The sequence below is a fragment of the Shewanella sp. BC20 genome (genome assembly GCF_003129585.1).
GTDB lineage: Bacteria > Pseudomonadota > Gammaproteobacteria > Enterobacterales > Shewanellaceae > Shewanella > Shewanella seohaensis.
In genome coordinates this window covers 506,085-521,820 of the sequence record NZ_NHRI01000001.1, presented here as the reverse complement: position 1 = coordinate 521,820, position 15,736 = coordinate 506,085, and the positions used below count along the sequence as shown (strand labels likewise).

The 15,736-nt window shown below is 49.9% G+C and carries 12 protein-coding genes; 8 read left to right on the top strand and 4 right to left on the bottom strand.

Features of this window, described 5'->3' with window-relative positions:
• Window positions 1-8 precede the first annotated feature (8 nt).
• The 6 genes from CBX96_RS02205 to nagP all read left to right on the top strand — a co-directional run bounded on the left by CBX96_RS02205 (window position 9) and on the right by nagP (window position 9,147).
• Window positions 9-2,816, top strand: a complete 2,808-nt coding sequence (locus tag CBX96_RS02205) for a family 20 glycosylhydrolase (RefSeq protein ID WP_109285542.1) — start codon at window positions 9-11, stop codon at window positions 2,814-2,816.
• Between the two features lie 222 nt (window positions 2,817-3,038).
• Window positions 3,039-3,947, top strand: coding sequence for an N-acetylglucosamine kinase (gene nagK, locus CBX96_RS02200; RefSeq protein WP_109285541.1), 909 nt, complete (start codon window positions 3,039-3,041; stop codon window positions 3,945-3,947).
• A gap of 57 nt (window positions 3,948-4,004) precedes the next feature.
• Complete coding sequence (gene nagB-II / locus CBX96_RS02195; RefSeq protein WP_109285540.1) at window positions 4,005-5,003, top strand: glucosamine-6-phosphate deaminase NagB-II; 999 nt, start codon at window positions 4,005-4,007, stop codon at window positions 5,001-5,003.
• A 43-nt stretch (window positions 5,004-5,046) separates the two neighbouring features.
• Complete coding sequence (gene nagA / locus CBX96_RS02190) at window positions 5,047-6,183, top strand: N-acetylglucosamine-6-phosphate deacetylase (RefSeq protein ID WP_099457652.1); 1,137 nt, start codon at window positions 5,047-5,049, stop codon at window positions 6,181-6,183.
• 138 nt (window positions 6,184-6,321) lie between these two features.
• The gene (nagX, locus tag CBX96_RS02185; protein WP_109285539.1) at window positions 6,322-7,509 is read left to right on the top strand and encodes a transmembrane glucosamine N-acetyltransferase NagX; all 1,188 of its coding nucleotides are present in this window, start codon (window positions 6,322-6,324) and stop codon (window positions 7,507-7,509) included.
• A 339-nt stretch (window positions 7,510-7,848) separates the two neighbouring features.
• Window positions 7,849-9,147 carry an N-acetylglucosamine MFS transporter NagP gene (gene nagP / locus CBX96_RS02180; RefSeq protein ID WP_109285592.1) on the top strand — a complete coding sequence of 433 codons (1,299 nt, stop codon included), beginning with the start codon at window positions 7,849-7,851 and terminating at the stop codon, window positions 9,145-9,147.
• 64 nt (window positions 9,148-9,211) lie between these two features.
• Here the strand turns inward: nagP and CBX96_RS02175 are convergent, their stop codons facing one another.
• The 4 genes from CBX96_RS02175 to CBX96_RS02160 all read right to left on the bottom strand — a co-directional run bounded on the left by CBX96_RS02175 (window position 9,212) and on the right by CBX96_RS02160 (window position 13,385).
• Window positions 9,212-9,934, bottom strand: a complete 723-nt coding sequence (locus CBX96_RS02175) for a TorF family putative porin (RefSeq protein ID WP_109285538.1) — start codon at window positions 9,932-9,934, stop codon at window positions 9,212-9,214.
• Window positions 9,935-10,119: 185 nt separating this feature from the next.
• Window positions 10,120-10,485 (bottom strand): cupin domain-containing protein, encoded by a 366-nt coding sequence (locus CBX96_RS02170; protein WP_109285537.1) that lies wholly within the window; start codon window positions 10,483-10,485, stop codon window positions 10,120-10,122.
• Window positions 10,486-10,502: 17 nt separating this feature from the next.
• Complete coding sequence (locus CBX96_RS02165) at window positions 10,503-11,993, bottom strand: CoA-acylating methylmalonate-semialdehyde dehydrogenase (protein WP_109285536.1); 1,491 nt, start codon at window positions 11,991-11,993, stop codon at window positions 10,503-10,505.
• A gap of 51 nt (window positions 11,994-12,044) precedes the next feature.
• Window positions 12,045-13,385 carry an aspartate aminotransferase family protein gene (locus CBX96_RS02160; protein ID WP_089067227.1) on the bottom strand — a complete coding sequence of 447 codons (1,341 nt, stop codon included), beginning with the start codon at window positions 13,383-13,385 and terminating at the stop codon, window positions 12,045-12,047.
• A gap of 280 nt (window positions 13,386-13,665) precedes the next feature.
• Here CBX96_RS02160 and CBX96_RS02155 point away from each other — a divergent pair, with 280 nt between their 5' ends.
• Window positions 13,666-15,162 carry an aldehyde dehydrogenase gene (locus CBX96_RS02155; protein WP_109285535.1) on the top strand — a complete coding sequence of 499 codons (1,497 nt, stop codon included), beginning with the start codon at window positions 13,666-13,668 and terminating at the stop codon, window positions 15,160-15,162.
• Between the two features lie 192 nt (window positions 15,163-15,354).
• Window positions 15,355-15,720: a septal ring lytic transglycosylase RlpA family protein gene (locus CBX96_RS02150; RefSeq protein WP_374916760.1), complete on the top strand. Its 366-nt coding sequence runs from the start codon at window positions 15,355-15,357 to the stop codon at window positions 15,718-15,720.
• Window positions 15,721-15,736: the final 16 nt, after the last annotated feature.

The window sequence follows — 15,736 nt, the reverse complement described above, 5'->3', positions numbered from 1 at the left end:
GGAATATCATGAATAAAACGATTGCCGCCACCGCGATTTTATTGGCTCTGGGTTTAACGGCCTGTAGCGACGCGCCTAAAACTGAGGTTGTGCCTAGCTCAAGCTCCGTTGAGCAAGCTAAGCCCAGTCAATTAACCCAAGCGCAATTGCAGCAGTTTGGGGATACCTTTGGCGTGAGTTATCGCGTGCTCACCAACAGGCCCGACGATAACTGTGACAAAGCCGCCGCCGAAGGTCGTTGTTTTGTTGCTGAAATCGATTTTGTCCCAGAGGTTGAGCTTAAGAGCCGAGATTGGGCAATTTATTTTAGCCAGATGCGCCCGGTTCAATCTGTTGAAAGCAAAGAGTTTAGTATTACGCATATCAAGGGCGATCTCTATCGCATCGAGCCCACCGAGGTATTTAGCGGTTTTAGCAAGGGCGAGAAAAAGACCCTAAGGTTCCGCGGTGAGCTATGGCAGCTATCAGAAACCGATGCCATGCCAAACTATTACATTGTTGCTGGAGATTTATCGCCAGTAGTGATCGCCAGTACGAAAGTAAAGCAAGATCCTGAAACGGGGATGGAAGTGCGCCCCTATGTTGAGGCGTACACCGATATGGTGAAGCAGTATCGCCGTACCGATGCGGATAAATTAGCGCCTGCCACTCCTGCGCAGCTATTCAGCAAGAATCAACAGGTTAGTGAAGATGCCAGCTTAGCGGTCAACACCATTATCCCTACACCGCAAAAAGTCGCTATCCACAGCCAAGATAAAGCCGTGTCACTGACTTCTGGTATTAAACTGGATTTCGGCTCGGTCGCCAACGCATCTGCCGCGCAACAGGCTTTGGATCCTGAACAATTGGCGGCGGCACTTTCCCGTTTAGTACGCTTAGGTGTTAACGAGTCTGAACAAGGTTTGGCGGTAAAGCTGAACTGGCGCCAAGGCGCCGAGGGCAGTTATCTGCTGGATATCAAGGCGGATGCGATTGAGATTGCCGCTGCCGATGCTGCAGGGTTTTCCTATGCGTTATCGTCACTTGCTAGTTTGATTGAGGTGCAGGATCTGCGCGTAAATACCATGACGATTGAGGACAGCCCAAGGTATCCCTTCCGTGGCATGCACATCGATGTAGCCCGTAACTTCCATAGCAAGGCGTCGATCTTTGAGCTGCTGGATCAAATGGCGGCGTACAAGCTCAACAAATTGCATTTACATATGGCCGACGATGAAGGTTGGCGCTTAGAGATCGATGGCCTGCCTGAACTGACTGACATCGGCAGTAAGCGTTGCCACGATCTTGAGGAAAATACCTGTCTGTTACCCCAGCTTGGCAGCGGGCCTTTTGCGGATGTGCCCGTTAACGGTTTCTATAGCAAACAAGACTATATCGACATAGTCAAATATGCCGATGCGCGCCAGATTCAAGTGATCCCTTCGATGGATATGCCAGGCCATAGCCGCGCAGCGATTAAAGCCATGGAGGCGCGTTACCGTCGATTACTGGCGGAAAACGTAGAGCTTCAAAACACGGGCAAAGTACAGGTTGTCCCTGTGCAGGAAGCGGCAAACCAAGTTAACACAGCGGTAAAAGCTTTAGATGCGGGCGCTCGTCAATTGCAAGCTGAAGGGAAAACCACGGCAGCCGAGCAATATTTGTTATCCGATGCAAACGACAAAACGGTTTATTCTTCGGTGCAGTATTACAACGATAACACCCTGAACGTTTGTATGGAGTCGACCTATCAATTTGTCAATAAGGTCATTGATGAAATTGCCAAGTTACACCAAGCAGCGGGTCAGCCATTAACCCGCTACCATATCGGTGCCGACGAAACGGCAGGGGCGTGGAAGCAATCGCCAGCCTGTTTGGACTTTGTGGCCAATAACGATAAAGGCGTGAAATCCATCGACGATTTAGGGGCGTACTTTATCGAGCGCATTTCGAATCAGCTCGCGAGTAAAGGGATAGAAGCGGCGGGTTGGAGCGATGGTATGAGCCATGTGCGCCCAAGCAACATGCCTGCAAAAGTCCAATCCAACATTTGGGATGTGATTGCCTATAAGGGTTACGAGCATGCCAATCAACAAGTCAACAACGGCTGGGATGTGGTGCTCTCAAATCCTGAGGTGCTGTACTTTGATTTCCCCTATGAAGCAGATCCTAAGGAGCATGGCTACTACTGGGCAAGCCGCGCAACCAACGCACACAAAGTGTTTAGCTTTATGCCGGACAACTTAGTGGCAAACGCGGAGCAGTGGACCGACATTCAAAATCTGCCTTTTGAGGCCGACGATAGGGCCAGAACCGATGAGAAGGGCAAACAATCCGGCCCAAGGGAACAAGGTAAAGCCTTTGCCGGATTACAGGGCCAGCTCTGGAGTGAAACCATCCGCAGCGATAACACCGTGGAATATATGATTTTCCCGCGTTTACTGATGCTGGCGGAGCGTGCTTGGCATCAAGCCGCGTGGGAAGTGCCATATCAATATCAAGGCGCTTTGTATAATCAAACTACGGGACATTTCACCGCTGCGATGCGTGAGGCTCAGGCGCAATCTTGGCAGCAAATGGCTAACACCTTAGGACATAAGGAGTTTATCAAGCTCGATAAAGCGGGTATCGATTACCGAGTGCCGACCGTCGGCGCCGAGATCCGTGACGGTAAACTGTTTGCCAACGTGGCCTACCCAGGACTCAAGATTGAATGGCGACAAGCGAGTGGGCAATGGCAATCCTATCAAGCTGGGCAGACGGTAACGGGCCCCGTTGAGATCCGCGCCATCGCGGCCGATGGGAAACGTAAAGGCCGCAGCTTAGTCGTTAATTAATAAAGGTTATATCTGGCTGTATTTTAAAATAAAAATACAGCCTTTTTCTTTTTCACTTTCAGTCAATTATTTCGCCTGACATTTGATTAGAAATTGCTTCAAAAAGTAAATGACAACGCTGTCATTTTTGCTGTAACATTGAGTTAACTAAAGTTGAGTGTCGTATTAACGGCATAAGTATAAGCAACGGTAGCGCTGCATTAAGAGATGAAGAGGGGTGTCATGGGGTTAGTCCAGACAAAAGATCAACAACTGTTTATCGGTGTTGATGGGGGCGGCAGTAAGTGCCGAGCCACTATCTATACTGCGGACGGTACCGTTTTAGGGACAGGTGTTGCTGGGCGCGCTAATCCGCTGCATGGTCTTGCACAAACATTTGAATCTATTGAAGCATCGACTCGTCAAGCTCTGCTGGATGCGGGCATGAAGGAAACCGATAGCCATTTACTGGTTGCGGGCTTAGGGCTGGCAGGAGTCAATGTGCCGCGCCTGTATCAGGATGTGATCAGCTGGGAGCATCCGTTTGCTGCCATGTATGTCACTACGGATCTTCATACCGCTTGTATCGGTGCACACCGCGGCGCGGATGGTGCGGTGATCATTACGGGCACAGGCTCCTGCGGTTATGCCCATGTAGGTGATGACAGCTTAAGCATTGGCGGACACGGTTTTGCGCTGGGCGATAAGGGCAGTGGGGCTTGGTTAGGTTTAAAAGCCGCCGAGCATGTGTTACTCGCCCTCGATGGCTTTGCCGCGCCGACAGCTTTAACCAAGATGCTGTTAAACCATTTTGGGGTAAGTGATGCCTTGGGCATAGTCGAGCATCTCGCCGGAAAGTCTTCGAGTTGCTATGCCGAATTGGCCAGAAGCGTACTCGATTGCGCCAACGCGGGAGATGAAGTCGCTCGCGGGATTGTGCAGGAAGGCGCCGATTACATCAGTGAAATGGCACGCAAGCTGTTTAGCCTCAATCCAGTGCGATTCTCTATGATCGGTGGTCTTGCCGAACCGCTACAGGCATGGCTTGGCAGCGATGTGGTGGCCAAGATTTCTGAAACCTTAGCGCCGCCAGAATTGGGTGCCATGTACTTCGCTCAGCAGCAATTTAACTCAATCAACATTAATGAATAAGCCGTTTTAGCGCATCAGTGCTAAAGCAATACCCGTATTGATTTGTAAGGTAAAAACATGACAAACACTATTATGGAGCAAGAAGCTCGCACCGCACCGCAGAAGATAGCGGGTCAGTTAGCCGCTAACGCCGATTTAATGCAGCAGTTAGGTGAAAAACTGCGTACTTTCGATCCCCGTTTTGTGATGATTGTGGGCCGTGGTTCATCGGACCATGCAGGTGTATTTGCTAAATATCTTTTTGAAATTGAAGCGGGTGTCCCCACCTTTGCTGCCGCGCCATCTGTGGCCAGCGTTTACGGTAAAACCTTGAAGTTAGAAGGCGGATTAGTGATTGTGATTTCGCAATCTGGCCGCAGCCCTGATATTTTAGCCCAAGCACGTATGGCAAAAAACGCAGGCGCGTTTTGTGTGGCGTTAGTGAATGATGAAACCGCACCAATCAAGGATATCGTCGATGTGGTAGTGCCATTACGTGCTGGCGAAGAGAAAGCCGTTGCCGCAACAAAGAGCTACCTTGCAACTCTGTCGGCGATTCTACAATTAGCCTCGGCATGGACGCAGAACGAATCCCTCGCAGCAGCTGTTAACTCATTACCGCAAGCACTGCAAACTGCGGTCGATGCCGAGCCACAGTTGACTCCAGCATCGGTTGAAAACGTGAAAAACTTAGTCGTGTTAGGCCGTGGTTTAGGTTATGCCGTGTCTAAGGAAATCGCACTTAAGTTAAAAGAAGTGTGTTCTATCCATGCCGAAGCCTTTAGTAGCGCTGAGTTCCTCCATGGTCCTGTGACCTTAGTGGAGAAAAAACTTACGATTGTGGATGTCTGCATTGGCGATGAGTCGTACGCTAGCCATATCGAACAGATTGAAAATGTGAGCCAACGTGGCGCCGATTTAGTGCATTTGAATCAAACGTCGACGGATATTCATCCACGTGTTGCGCCGTTAGCCTTGCTACAACGTTTTTATATCGACGTGGCCGCAGTCGCGATTGCCCGTGGTATTGACCCAGACCAACCCGCAGGGCTGAAAAAAGTCACTCAAACGCTGTAATGGATGGCCGTTGTCGCCGCGTTAATTTGAAAAGAGGTTTGGGATGAAATTCACCTTAATTGCCGAGCAACTGTTTGATGGTGAAGCCTTCCATCGGGATGTGCCTGTCACCATTGAAGATGGGCTGATAGCCAGCTTAGACACCGCATCGGGTGCTAAGGAAATTCGCTACCCAGGCACCCTAGTGCCAGGTTTTATCGATGTGCAAGTTAACGGCGGTGGCGGCGCGTTATTTAATAGCAGCCCAACGGTCGCTTGCATTGAAACCATAGGTAAGGCGCATGCTCGCTTTGGAACCACAGGCTTTTTACCCACGCTTATCACCGATGATGTGCAGGTGATGGCCAAGGCTGCCGATGCGGTTGCCAGTGCGGTCGCGCAAAAGAGTGCAGGCGTATTAGGCGTTCATTTTGAAGGCCCGCATCTTTCGGTACCTAAAAAAGGCGTGCATCCACAAGGTTTTATCCGTGAGATCACTGAGGCTGAACTGGCGATTTTTTGCCGTCAGGATTTAGGTATTCGAGTGGTGACCTTAGCGCCCGAAAATGTCTCGCCTGAGGTGATCTGCCTGTTGGTGGAGTCTGGCGTTAAAGTGTGTTTAGGCCACTCCAATGCGGACTATGATACCGTTGTCGCAGCCTTAGCGGCGGGGGCAACAGGCTTTACTCACCTCTACAATGCTATGTCACCCTTAGGTTCCCGAGAGCCTGGCGTGGTGGGCGCGGCGATTGAGAGCGAAACCGCTTGGTGTGGTTTGATTGTCGATGGCCACCATGTGCACCCCGCTGCAGCAAGGGTCGCCCTGCGCGCTAAACCTCGTGGCAAAGTGATGTTGGTGACCGATGCTATGCCGCCAGTGGGCATGGATGATGAAACCAGTTTTGAACTGTTTGGTACTCAGGTACTGCGTGTCGGCGATAGATTAAATGCAGTGACAGGTGAGCTGGCAGGCTGTGTGTTAGACATGGCGACAGCGGTTGAGAACAGTGTGAAGATGCTCGGTTTATCGCTCGGTGAGGCCTTGCGGATGGCATCTTTGTATCCTGCCGAGTTCCTTGGCATTGCCGAAAACGTTGGTCGGTTAGCAGTAGGGCAGCGTGCCGATTTAGTGCTGCTGGATAATCAATATAAAGTGCTGGCCAACTATATTGCTGGAAATGCGGTTTATGTTCGCCCTTAGTGTGGGTTGAGTCAGTAAAGCGTTAACCTTGGCCCTTGTCTTATTTTGATGACAGGGGCTAAGTTTTTTTATTGTACAGTCTGCATTTTGCTCAAAAGTTATAAAATAAGTGAAATAACAATAATAAAGGATAATGGTATGAGTACGACTGCACCGGAATCTGTTGCCAATACGGGCGTGAATGCTCAGGAGGCTGTCACGAAAAAGAGTCAGTCAAAACCGCGGTTGATGTCCCTCGATGCCTTGCGCGGCTTCGATATGTTTTGGATTTTAGGTGGCGAAGCCCTATTTGGCGCCTTGCTTATCTTGACGGGCTGGGCTGGCTGGCAATGGGGTGATACCCAAATGCACCATAGTGAGTGGAATGGATTTCGCTTCTATGATTTGATTTTCCCGCTGTTTATTTTCCTCTCAGGTGTTGCCCTTGGATTATCGCCAAAACGCTTAGATAAACTACCAATGCATGAGCGGATGCCTGTGTATCGCCACGGGATTAAGCGGCTGTTTCTTCTATTATTGCTCGGCATTCTTTATAACCATGGTTGGGGAATGGGGGCGCCTGCCGATCCTGAAAAAGTCCGTTATGCCAGCGTCTTAGGCCGAATTGCCTTTGCGTGGTTTTTTGCCGCCTTGCTGGTCTGGCATACCAGTTTGAGGACCCAAGTGCTGGTGGCCTTGGGCATATTAGTGGCCTATGGCGCGGTGCAACTCTGGTTGCCGTTTCCTGGTGGACAGGCTGGAGTGTTATCACCCACTGAGTCAATCAATGCTTATGTGGATAGCCTTTTATTGCCAGGTGTGAGTTATCAAGGACGAACGCCCGATCCTGAAGGCGTGTTATCGACACTGCCCGCCGTAGTCAACGCCTTAGCGGGTGTGTTTGTCGGTCACTTTATTGTGAAATCCCATCCAAAAGGGGAGTGGGCTAAGGTTGGCTTATTGAGCGTTGCTGGTGGTGTTTGTTTGACCCTAGGCTGGTTGCTGGATGGGGTTATTCCCGTCAATAAAGAGCTGTGGACAAGCTCATTTGTATTGGTCACTAGCGGTTGGAGCATGCTGCTGTTAGCGCTGTTTTATGCCCTAGTGGATGTGCTCAAATGGCAAAAGCTCACCTTTATTTTTGTGGTGATAGGCACTAACGCCATCATTATTTATTTGGCCTCTAGTCTGGTGGATTGGAAGTATATTGCCCAGAGTGTGTTCGGTGGTGTTATCGGGGCATTGCCGGAAAATGCTCAGCCCTTAGCGGCCGTGATTGGTTTACTCACCGTCCAATGGTTAGTGCTGTATTGGATGTATCGTCGCAACATTTTTGTGCGGATCTAACGTCGATAGCAGATTTTTCTCAAAGCCACAGACTCACCTCTGTGGCTTTTTTATTTCTAGCAAACAAAGAGCTCAGAACAACTTTGGTTGTAAATCAGCGGTTAATTGAGTGTTTATGGCTAATTCTGGGCAAACAAGGCCATTTTGCGGGCTAAATCGCAAATGACAGCGTTGTCTTTTTGCGTTGTTTGTTTTAACATCACTGAAACAATGGTGCGTTCGGATGATAACATTAGCCATTGCAGATGAGTTGCGATACGGATGTGCGGAATACTCAGCGGTTTTTAGTCCCGCCATCACCTTAAAAAATTAATTACTATAAGAAGCAGGTTTATGGAAATGACACTCGATAAAAGCCAGCAGAAAAGCAGTTTTCTCCCCATGGCGATAGTGGCAGCACTCTTTTTCATCCTCGGATTCGCAACGTGGTTGAATGGATCTTTGATGCCCTATTTAAAACAAATTTTGCAACTCAATCCCTTCCAAGCCTCATTAATCCTGTTCTCTTTCTACATTGCAGTGACTTTTACCGCGCTGCCTTCGGCGTGGGTGATCCGTAAAGTGGGTTATAAGAATGGTATGGCACTGGGGATGGGCATCATGATGCTCGCCGGCTTACTGTTTATTCCTGCGGCTAAGACCCAAATATTCGGCCTGTTTTTATGTGCGCAATTAGTGATGGGCACAGGCCAAACCCTGTTACAAACGGCGGTCAATCCCTACGTGGTTCGCCTTGGGCCGGAAGAGTCTGCCGCGGCCCGTGTGAGTGTGATGGGCATTTTGAATAAAGGTGCGGGAGTGATTGCACCCTTAGTTTTCTCTGCATTGATTTTAGATAGCTTTAAAGACCGCATTGGCACTACGTTAACCCAAGTGCAAATTGATGAAATGGCAAACAGCTTGGTTTTCCCTTACCTCGGCATGGCGATTTTTATTGGGGTGTTGGCGCTTGCTGTTAAAAAATCTCCACTGCCAGAACTCTCTAATGAAGATGAAGTGGCCGAGCACACAGATAAAGGCCAAATCAAGGCTGCCTTGTCTCATCCTAACCTCGCATTTGGGGTTATCGCGCTATTTGTGTACGTGGCGGTTGAGGTGATTGCTGGCGACACTATCGGTACTTTTGCCTTATCACTGGGCGTTGAACATTACGGTGTGATGACCTCATACACTATGGTGTGTATGGTGCTGGGCTATACCTTAGGGATTATCCTTATTCCTCGCTTCATCTCTCAGCCAACGGCACTGATGATTTCGGCGATTCTTGGCCTATTACTGACCCTAGCCATACTGTTTGGGGATAACCATTCCTACGCGATTGCCAATGCTCTGTTAGTGCCTTTCGGCGGTGTGGCCTTGCCAGATACCTTACTTTTCATTGCTTTCTTAGGATTAGCCAATGCGATTGTTTGGCCTGCGGTATGGCCTCTGGCGCTGTCGGGTTTAGGTAAGCTCACCAGCACTGGTTCGGCATTACTCATCATGGGGATTGCGGGTGGTGCTTTCGGTCCACTGTTTTGGGGACTCACGAGTTCGGCCACCGATATGGGGCAGCAGGGCGGTTATATGGTGATGTTACCTTGCTACCTGTTTATTCTCTTTTATGCCGTTAAAGGCCATAAGATGCGTCACTGGTAATCGGTTATCACGCGATATAAAAAAGCCCTCAACAGAGGGCTTTTTAGTATTTGCAGGGTGTGAATTAGAAGGCGTAACTGACGCTTGCTAATACGGTATCGTCGTTTTTCCACACACCGTCGGAGACTTTCTGATCGCCGCTCAAGTCTGTGCCAAGCCAAGCGAGTGACAGGCCAAATCCCATAAATTCGGTAGATACGCCAACGGAATAATCCGAGTAGCTATCAAAGCCTTCACCATCGTCTAAAGCATCACCTACGTTGTAGCCGTAATGCAGATCGAGGTTCCAGTTTTCAACAAACTCATAGGAGTAATTGATTTCGCCGTAGTGATAATCTAAATCGCTGCCACCGTAATCATTGGTGTACCAATAGGCCACGTGAAAGCCGCTAAACTCGACGCCAGCCGTTACTTCGAAATAGCCGAGATCACTCTCGCCCGAATAGTTATAGCGGTTGAGGGTCACGTCGTAGCTGACGTTATCATTGATGTCACCGCCGTAGGCAACATAGAAGTCGTACTCGATATCTGGACCGTTGTAACCTGGCTCGTCAAAGTCGACATTACTGGCCCAAGCGCCGACCGAAAATCCCGACTCAAAACTCCAATCGACTCCGCCTTGAACCGCAGGATCGCCCGCAGTTTGCGAGATGCCACGGAAGCGATAATCGTTGGTTACGCCAATTTCCCCCGACACTTCTGCGGCGGCAATGCCGGAGAATAAACTGGTCGTTAGCGCGAGCCCAACAACTTGTGCCAGCCGCTTTTTATTTAGGTTGTTATTCACAGTATTTCTCCCATTTTCTTGGTTGACACGGATGTACTAAGTTCTTTTAGCTTTTAAAACAGGCTAGTACATTCGTTGCTTTGCCAAACAACAACTCAGGAAACCCCGTAGCTGTGACCTCATGGCGAGTTAAGCTAAATTGCTTTAGCTTGGTTAAACGAGGTAAAAAGCACCCCCTATGAAACTCACTTTTGTTCGAAGATGACATAAACCTTGCGGCAGGGCTCAACGACTTGCCACACCCCTTGAAACCCCGCAGGAATAATAAATCGGTCGCCGACACTGAAGGTTTGTGACTGTCCCTCAAGATCGGTGATGACGCTGGTCCCTTCGAGGATCTCGCAATACTCGTATTCAGTGTAGTTGATTTTCCAAGCGCCTGATTCGCTTTGCCAAATTCCACTATGGAATTGATTACAGGGGCTAGAGTAATGATTCTGTAATTGCTGGGTGGGGCTACCAGAGATGCGCTTTTCTGGGGCGACTTGATAACTTTCCACCGGCGACTGTGCGCTGGCAAAGCGAATGATCGAGGTTACGCTCATGGTCATATTGGCTCCCACCGAGGTTATTTCATGGTGGGCATAACAAACTCGGCCTGAGTCTGTTTGCCTACGGGCCAGCGTGCCGTGATGGCTTTACGTTTGGTATAAAAACGTACCCCATCAGGACCATGCATATGCAGGGGACCAAAGAGCGAACGTTTCCAACCACCAAAGGAGTGGAAGGCCATAGGCACTGGGATGGGCACGTTAACCCCGACCATACCGACTTGCACATGGTGGCAAAAATGTCTGGCAGCTTCACCGCTTTGGGTAAAGATGGCGGTGCCATTGCCAAATTCATGTTGGTTGATAAGCGCCAGTGCGCTGGCATAGTCTTTAACTCGCACAATCGACAGCACTGGGCCGAAGATTTCTTCGCGGTAAATACGCATCTCTGGAGTGACGTTATCGAATAAACAGGCTCCTAAGAAGTAACCTTGCTGATGGTCGGCCACGCTTAACTGACGACCATCTACCACTAAGGTCGCGCCTTCTTGGACGCCAGCGTCGACAAATTCCGTGACTTTGGCGAGGTGTTGGCGGGAGATCAACGGCCCCATTTCCATCTCTGGGGTGAGGCCATTGCCCACTTTTAACTGTTGAATTTGCGGTAATAATTTATCGACCAGCTTGTCGCCCACATCTCCTACGGCCAATACCACCGAAATAGCCATGCAACGCTCGCCCGCACTGCCATAGGCGGCGCCCATGAGGGCACTAACCGCTTGATCTAAATCCGCATCCGGCATCAGTAGCATATGGTTTTTCGCGCCGCCGAGGGCCTGCACCCGTTTACCGTGTTTAGATGCGGTGCTGTAAATGTATTCGGCAATCGGGGTGGAGCCTACAAAGCTGACGGCTTGAATATCTTCATGGCTGAGCAGGGTATCGACGGCCTCTTTATCACCGTTGACTACGTTAAATACCCCTGCAGGGAGGCCTGCTTCGGTGAGTAATTCCGCAATACGCATTACCGCGCTTGGGTCTTTCTCCGAGGGTTTCATAATAAAGGTGTTACCGCAGGCAATCGCGATTGGGAACATCCACATGGGAACCATCACGGGGAAGTTAAAGGGCGCTATGCCTGCGACAACACCTAAAGCTTGATTGACTGACCAAGCGTCGACACCACCGCCGACCTGCTCCGTATGCTCACCTTTGAGTAAGTGTGGGATACCACAGGCAAATTCGACGACTTCGAGGCCGCGGATGAGTTCTCCCCGCGCATCATCGAGCACTTTGCCGTGCTCTAAGGTAATCAGTCGCGCCAGCTCATCCATATGTTGCTCGACCAGCGCTTTAAACTTAAATAACACACGAGCACGATTGAGGGGCGTTACCTGTGACCAAGTGTCGAAGGCCGATTTGGCGATAGCAATGGCGGCGGAGACTTCGTCGCGACTCGCGAGGGAGACCTGACCTCGGCATTCTCCCGTAGCGGGTTCGAAAATCTCTTGGCTTCTTGTACTGGCGGCGGTGTGCTCGCCATTCACATAATGAGTCATTGTCAGCATAGGTAACCTTTCAATTGCCCCCAATTTGGGCGTTAGATAAAAAATTGTGCATCATCCTACGGCGCGAATTGCATCGCTTAGGCTGTTAACTATTTGGTCTATTTGGTGTTTCTCTACGATTAACGGTGGGGAGATGGCGATAATATCGCCCGTCGCCCGCACGAGCGTGCCTTGATGGAAACAATGCTCGAACACGCTGTAACCGCGTTTGCCGACGCCTTGGCTATTCGGCGCGAGTTGGAAGCCTGCGACCAATCCGGTGTTGCGAATATCAATCACATTCGGCAAACCTTTGAGACTGTGAACGGCATCCTCGAAATAACGCTCAAGTTCGAAGCTGCGTTCAAATAGTTGTTCGTTTTCATAGATAGACAGCGTGGCGAGCGCCGCGGCCGCCGCTACTGGATGCCCTGAATAGGTATAGCCGTGGAAAAACTCGATGAGTTCGGTGGGGCCTTGCATACAAGTATCGTGAATAAAATCCTGCACAAACACGGCGCCCATTGGGATCGCACCATTATTGATGGCCTTGGCCGTAGTGATTATGTCGGGGATAACGCCCCAGCGCTGGCTGGCAAAGGCGGCGCCGACGCGACCAAAGGCAGTGATCACCTCGTCAAAAATCAACAGGATGCCGTATTTTTGGGTGATTTCCCGTAGGCGCTTTAAGTAACCCTGTGGCGGTAAAATCACTCCCGCCGAACCCGACATAGGTTCAACGATAACGGCGGCAATATTCTCAGCGCCGTGGAGTGTGACGAGTTGTTCTAATACTTCGGCTTTTTCGGCACCTAGGCTAGGTAAGCCACGGCTAAAGGCTGAATTTTGAATATCTAAGGTGTGCGGCAGGTGATCCACGCCTTGCAGCAGTTGGCCACTAAAGGCTTTACGGTTATTGCTCAAGCCCCCTACTGAAATGCCACCAAATCCTACGCCATGGTAGCCCAGCTCACGGCCAATAAAACGGGTGCGCGATGCTTGGCCATTGGCTCTGTGGTAACAGAGTGCCATTTTAAGCGCGGTATCGACGGACTCTGATCCAGAGTTGGTAAAGAAGACCTTATTGAGTCCTTCAGGGCTGAGTTCAGTTAACCGCTCGGCGAGTTCGAAGGCGAGGGGATGACCCATTTGGAAGGAAGGCGCGTAATCCATCTCGCGAATTTGCTTGCTAACGGCTTCGCTGATCTCACGGCGTCCATGGCCGGCGTTACAACACCACAAGCCAGCCGTTGAGTCTAATACCTTGTTGCCATTGATATCCGTGTAATACATGCCTTCTGCTTGGGCGAGCAGGCGAGGGCTAGCTTTAAACTGGCGGTTGGCGGTAAAGGGCATCCAATAATGTTCGAGAGAAGGATGCTCATGCGTTGTGTTGTAGGGTGAATCGGCCATAGTGTTTACCTTGTCCTTTTCCTTGTTAAATGAGGTCAGGTCTTCGTTAATGGTGGCTAATATTTGCTATGCTATGTTAGAAATAATGAACATGGAAGAGGTGTGTGCAGTTATTTGTGGCAAAAATGCTATTTTTGTAAAAAATATTGAATATTAATGATTGAACAGCGTAATCTAAGCAGCAGTTAACGACTTAGGTCATCTTTGGCATTTGGCCGTCGAGATAGCCCTCATCCCAATAAAGCTAAAATAAACAAATACAAACGATTAAGAGGTCATCATGAGTACACCTAAAAAACGGAGTGATTGGGAAAGCCTCGCTGCTAGCCTAGCAATCAATGGCAAGGCTTATATCAATGGCGAATACCGCGATGCGGCAGCGGGCAGCACCTTTGATTGTGTCAGCCCAATCGACGGACGCGTATTAGCCAAGGTCGCCAGTTGCGATCTGATGGACGCCAATATTGCCGTCGCTAATGCCCGTGAGGTGTTTGAATCTGGCGTATGGTCAAAGACAGCTCCCGTTAAACGTAAGCAAGTGATGATCCGTTTTGCCGAGTTATTGGAAGAAAATGCCAATGAACTCGCTCTGCTAGAAACCTTAGACATGGGTAAGCCAATCCGTTTTTCAAAGGCGGTAGATATTGCCGGCGCCGCCCGTGCTATCCGTTGGTCGGGTGAGGCCGTAGATAAACTCTACGATGAGCTGGCGCCTACGGCACATAATGAAATCGGCATGATCACCCGCGAACCCGTAGGCGTGGTGGCGGCGATTGTGCCTTGGAACTTCCCGTTATTGATGGCCTGTTGGAAGCTCGGACCAGCACTAGCAACGGGCAACAGCGTTATTCTTAAACCCTCTGAGAAATCTCCCTTAACCGCGATTCGGATTGCTGAAATTGCGGTACAGGCAGGGATCCCTAAGGGCGTGCTAAACGTACTGCCGGGTTATGGGCATACGGTCGGTAAGGCGCTGGCACTGCATATGGATGTGGATACCTTGGTCTTTACTGGCTCAACAAAAATCGCTAAGCAATTAATGATTTATGCGGGCGAATCGAATATGAAGCGGGTGTGGCTCGAGGCTGGTGGTAAGAGCCCGAACATTGTATTTAACGATGCGCCCGATCTCAAAGCGGCGGCGGTGGCGGCGGCCGAAGCCATTGCCTTTAACCAAGGTGAAGTCTGTACCGCAGGCTCGCGTTTGCTGGTGGAATCTGGGGTTAAAGAGCAATTGATTGCGCTGATTGCTGAAGAACTCGCCTCGTGGCAGCCCGGGCATCCGCTGGATCCCGCTACCGTTAGCGGCGCTGTGGTCGATAAGCAACAACTAGATACCATCTTAAGCTATATCAAGGCGGGTCAAGATGAAGGCGCCAGTTTAGTCCATGGTGGACAGCAAGTGCTGGCCGAAACGGGCGGCGTGTATGTGCAGCCCACTATCTTTAGCCAAGTACACAACAAGATGAAAATCGCCAGCGAGGAAATCTTTGGCCCAGTGTTATCTGTCATTGAATTCAATGGCATGGACGAGGCGATTGCGATAGCCAATGACACCATTTACGGCTTAGCTGCTGGCGTGTGGACGGCGGATATCAGCAAGGCGCACAAAACCGCCAAGGCACTGCGTTCGGGTATGGTGTGGATTAACCATTATGATGGTGGCGATATGACGGCGCCTTTTGGTGGTTACAAACAATCGGGCAATGGCCGCGATAAATCCATGCACTCCTTCGACAAATACACCGAAATCAAGGCGACTTGGATAGTCCTCTAAGTCGTTTTACTCCCTCTCAAGCCTCTTTACGCCGATGCGAAAGGGGCTTTATTTTTTCTGGTTAACCCTCTAATTAAATGGATAAAGTGGCGCAAGGGTGCCTCTTAGGGATTTTTGCTGTACATTGCTCGGATGATGAACTCATTTGCTAAGGGATGTTCTGTGAGTCTCAAATACGTATCTTTGACCTTAATGCTGCTAGTCACCTTGGCCTTGTCAGGGTGTTCTTCTACCCATTCGGGAAACTGGCAGGGGTTTACTGAGTCTGGCCAAGCCTCTTTCTACGGCGATAAACATCAAAATAAGAAAACCGCCAGCGGTGAGCGTTATAACCATAAATTAAAAACGGCCGCACATAAGGAAATTCCTTTTGGCTCAGTGGTTAAAGTGACAAATCTTAAGAATGGTAAAACGGTTGTGGTTAAGGTCAACGACAGAGGGCCTTTCGTGCGGGGCCGAATTATAGATTTGTCCAAATCTGCATTTAGCAGCATAGGCAATACTTCGGCGGGTTTATTAGATGTCAAAATTGAAGTGATTCAAGCGGCGAGTCAGTAATCGACTCTCAATGAGC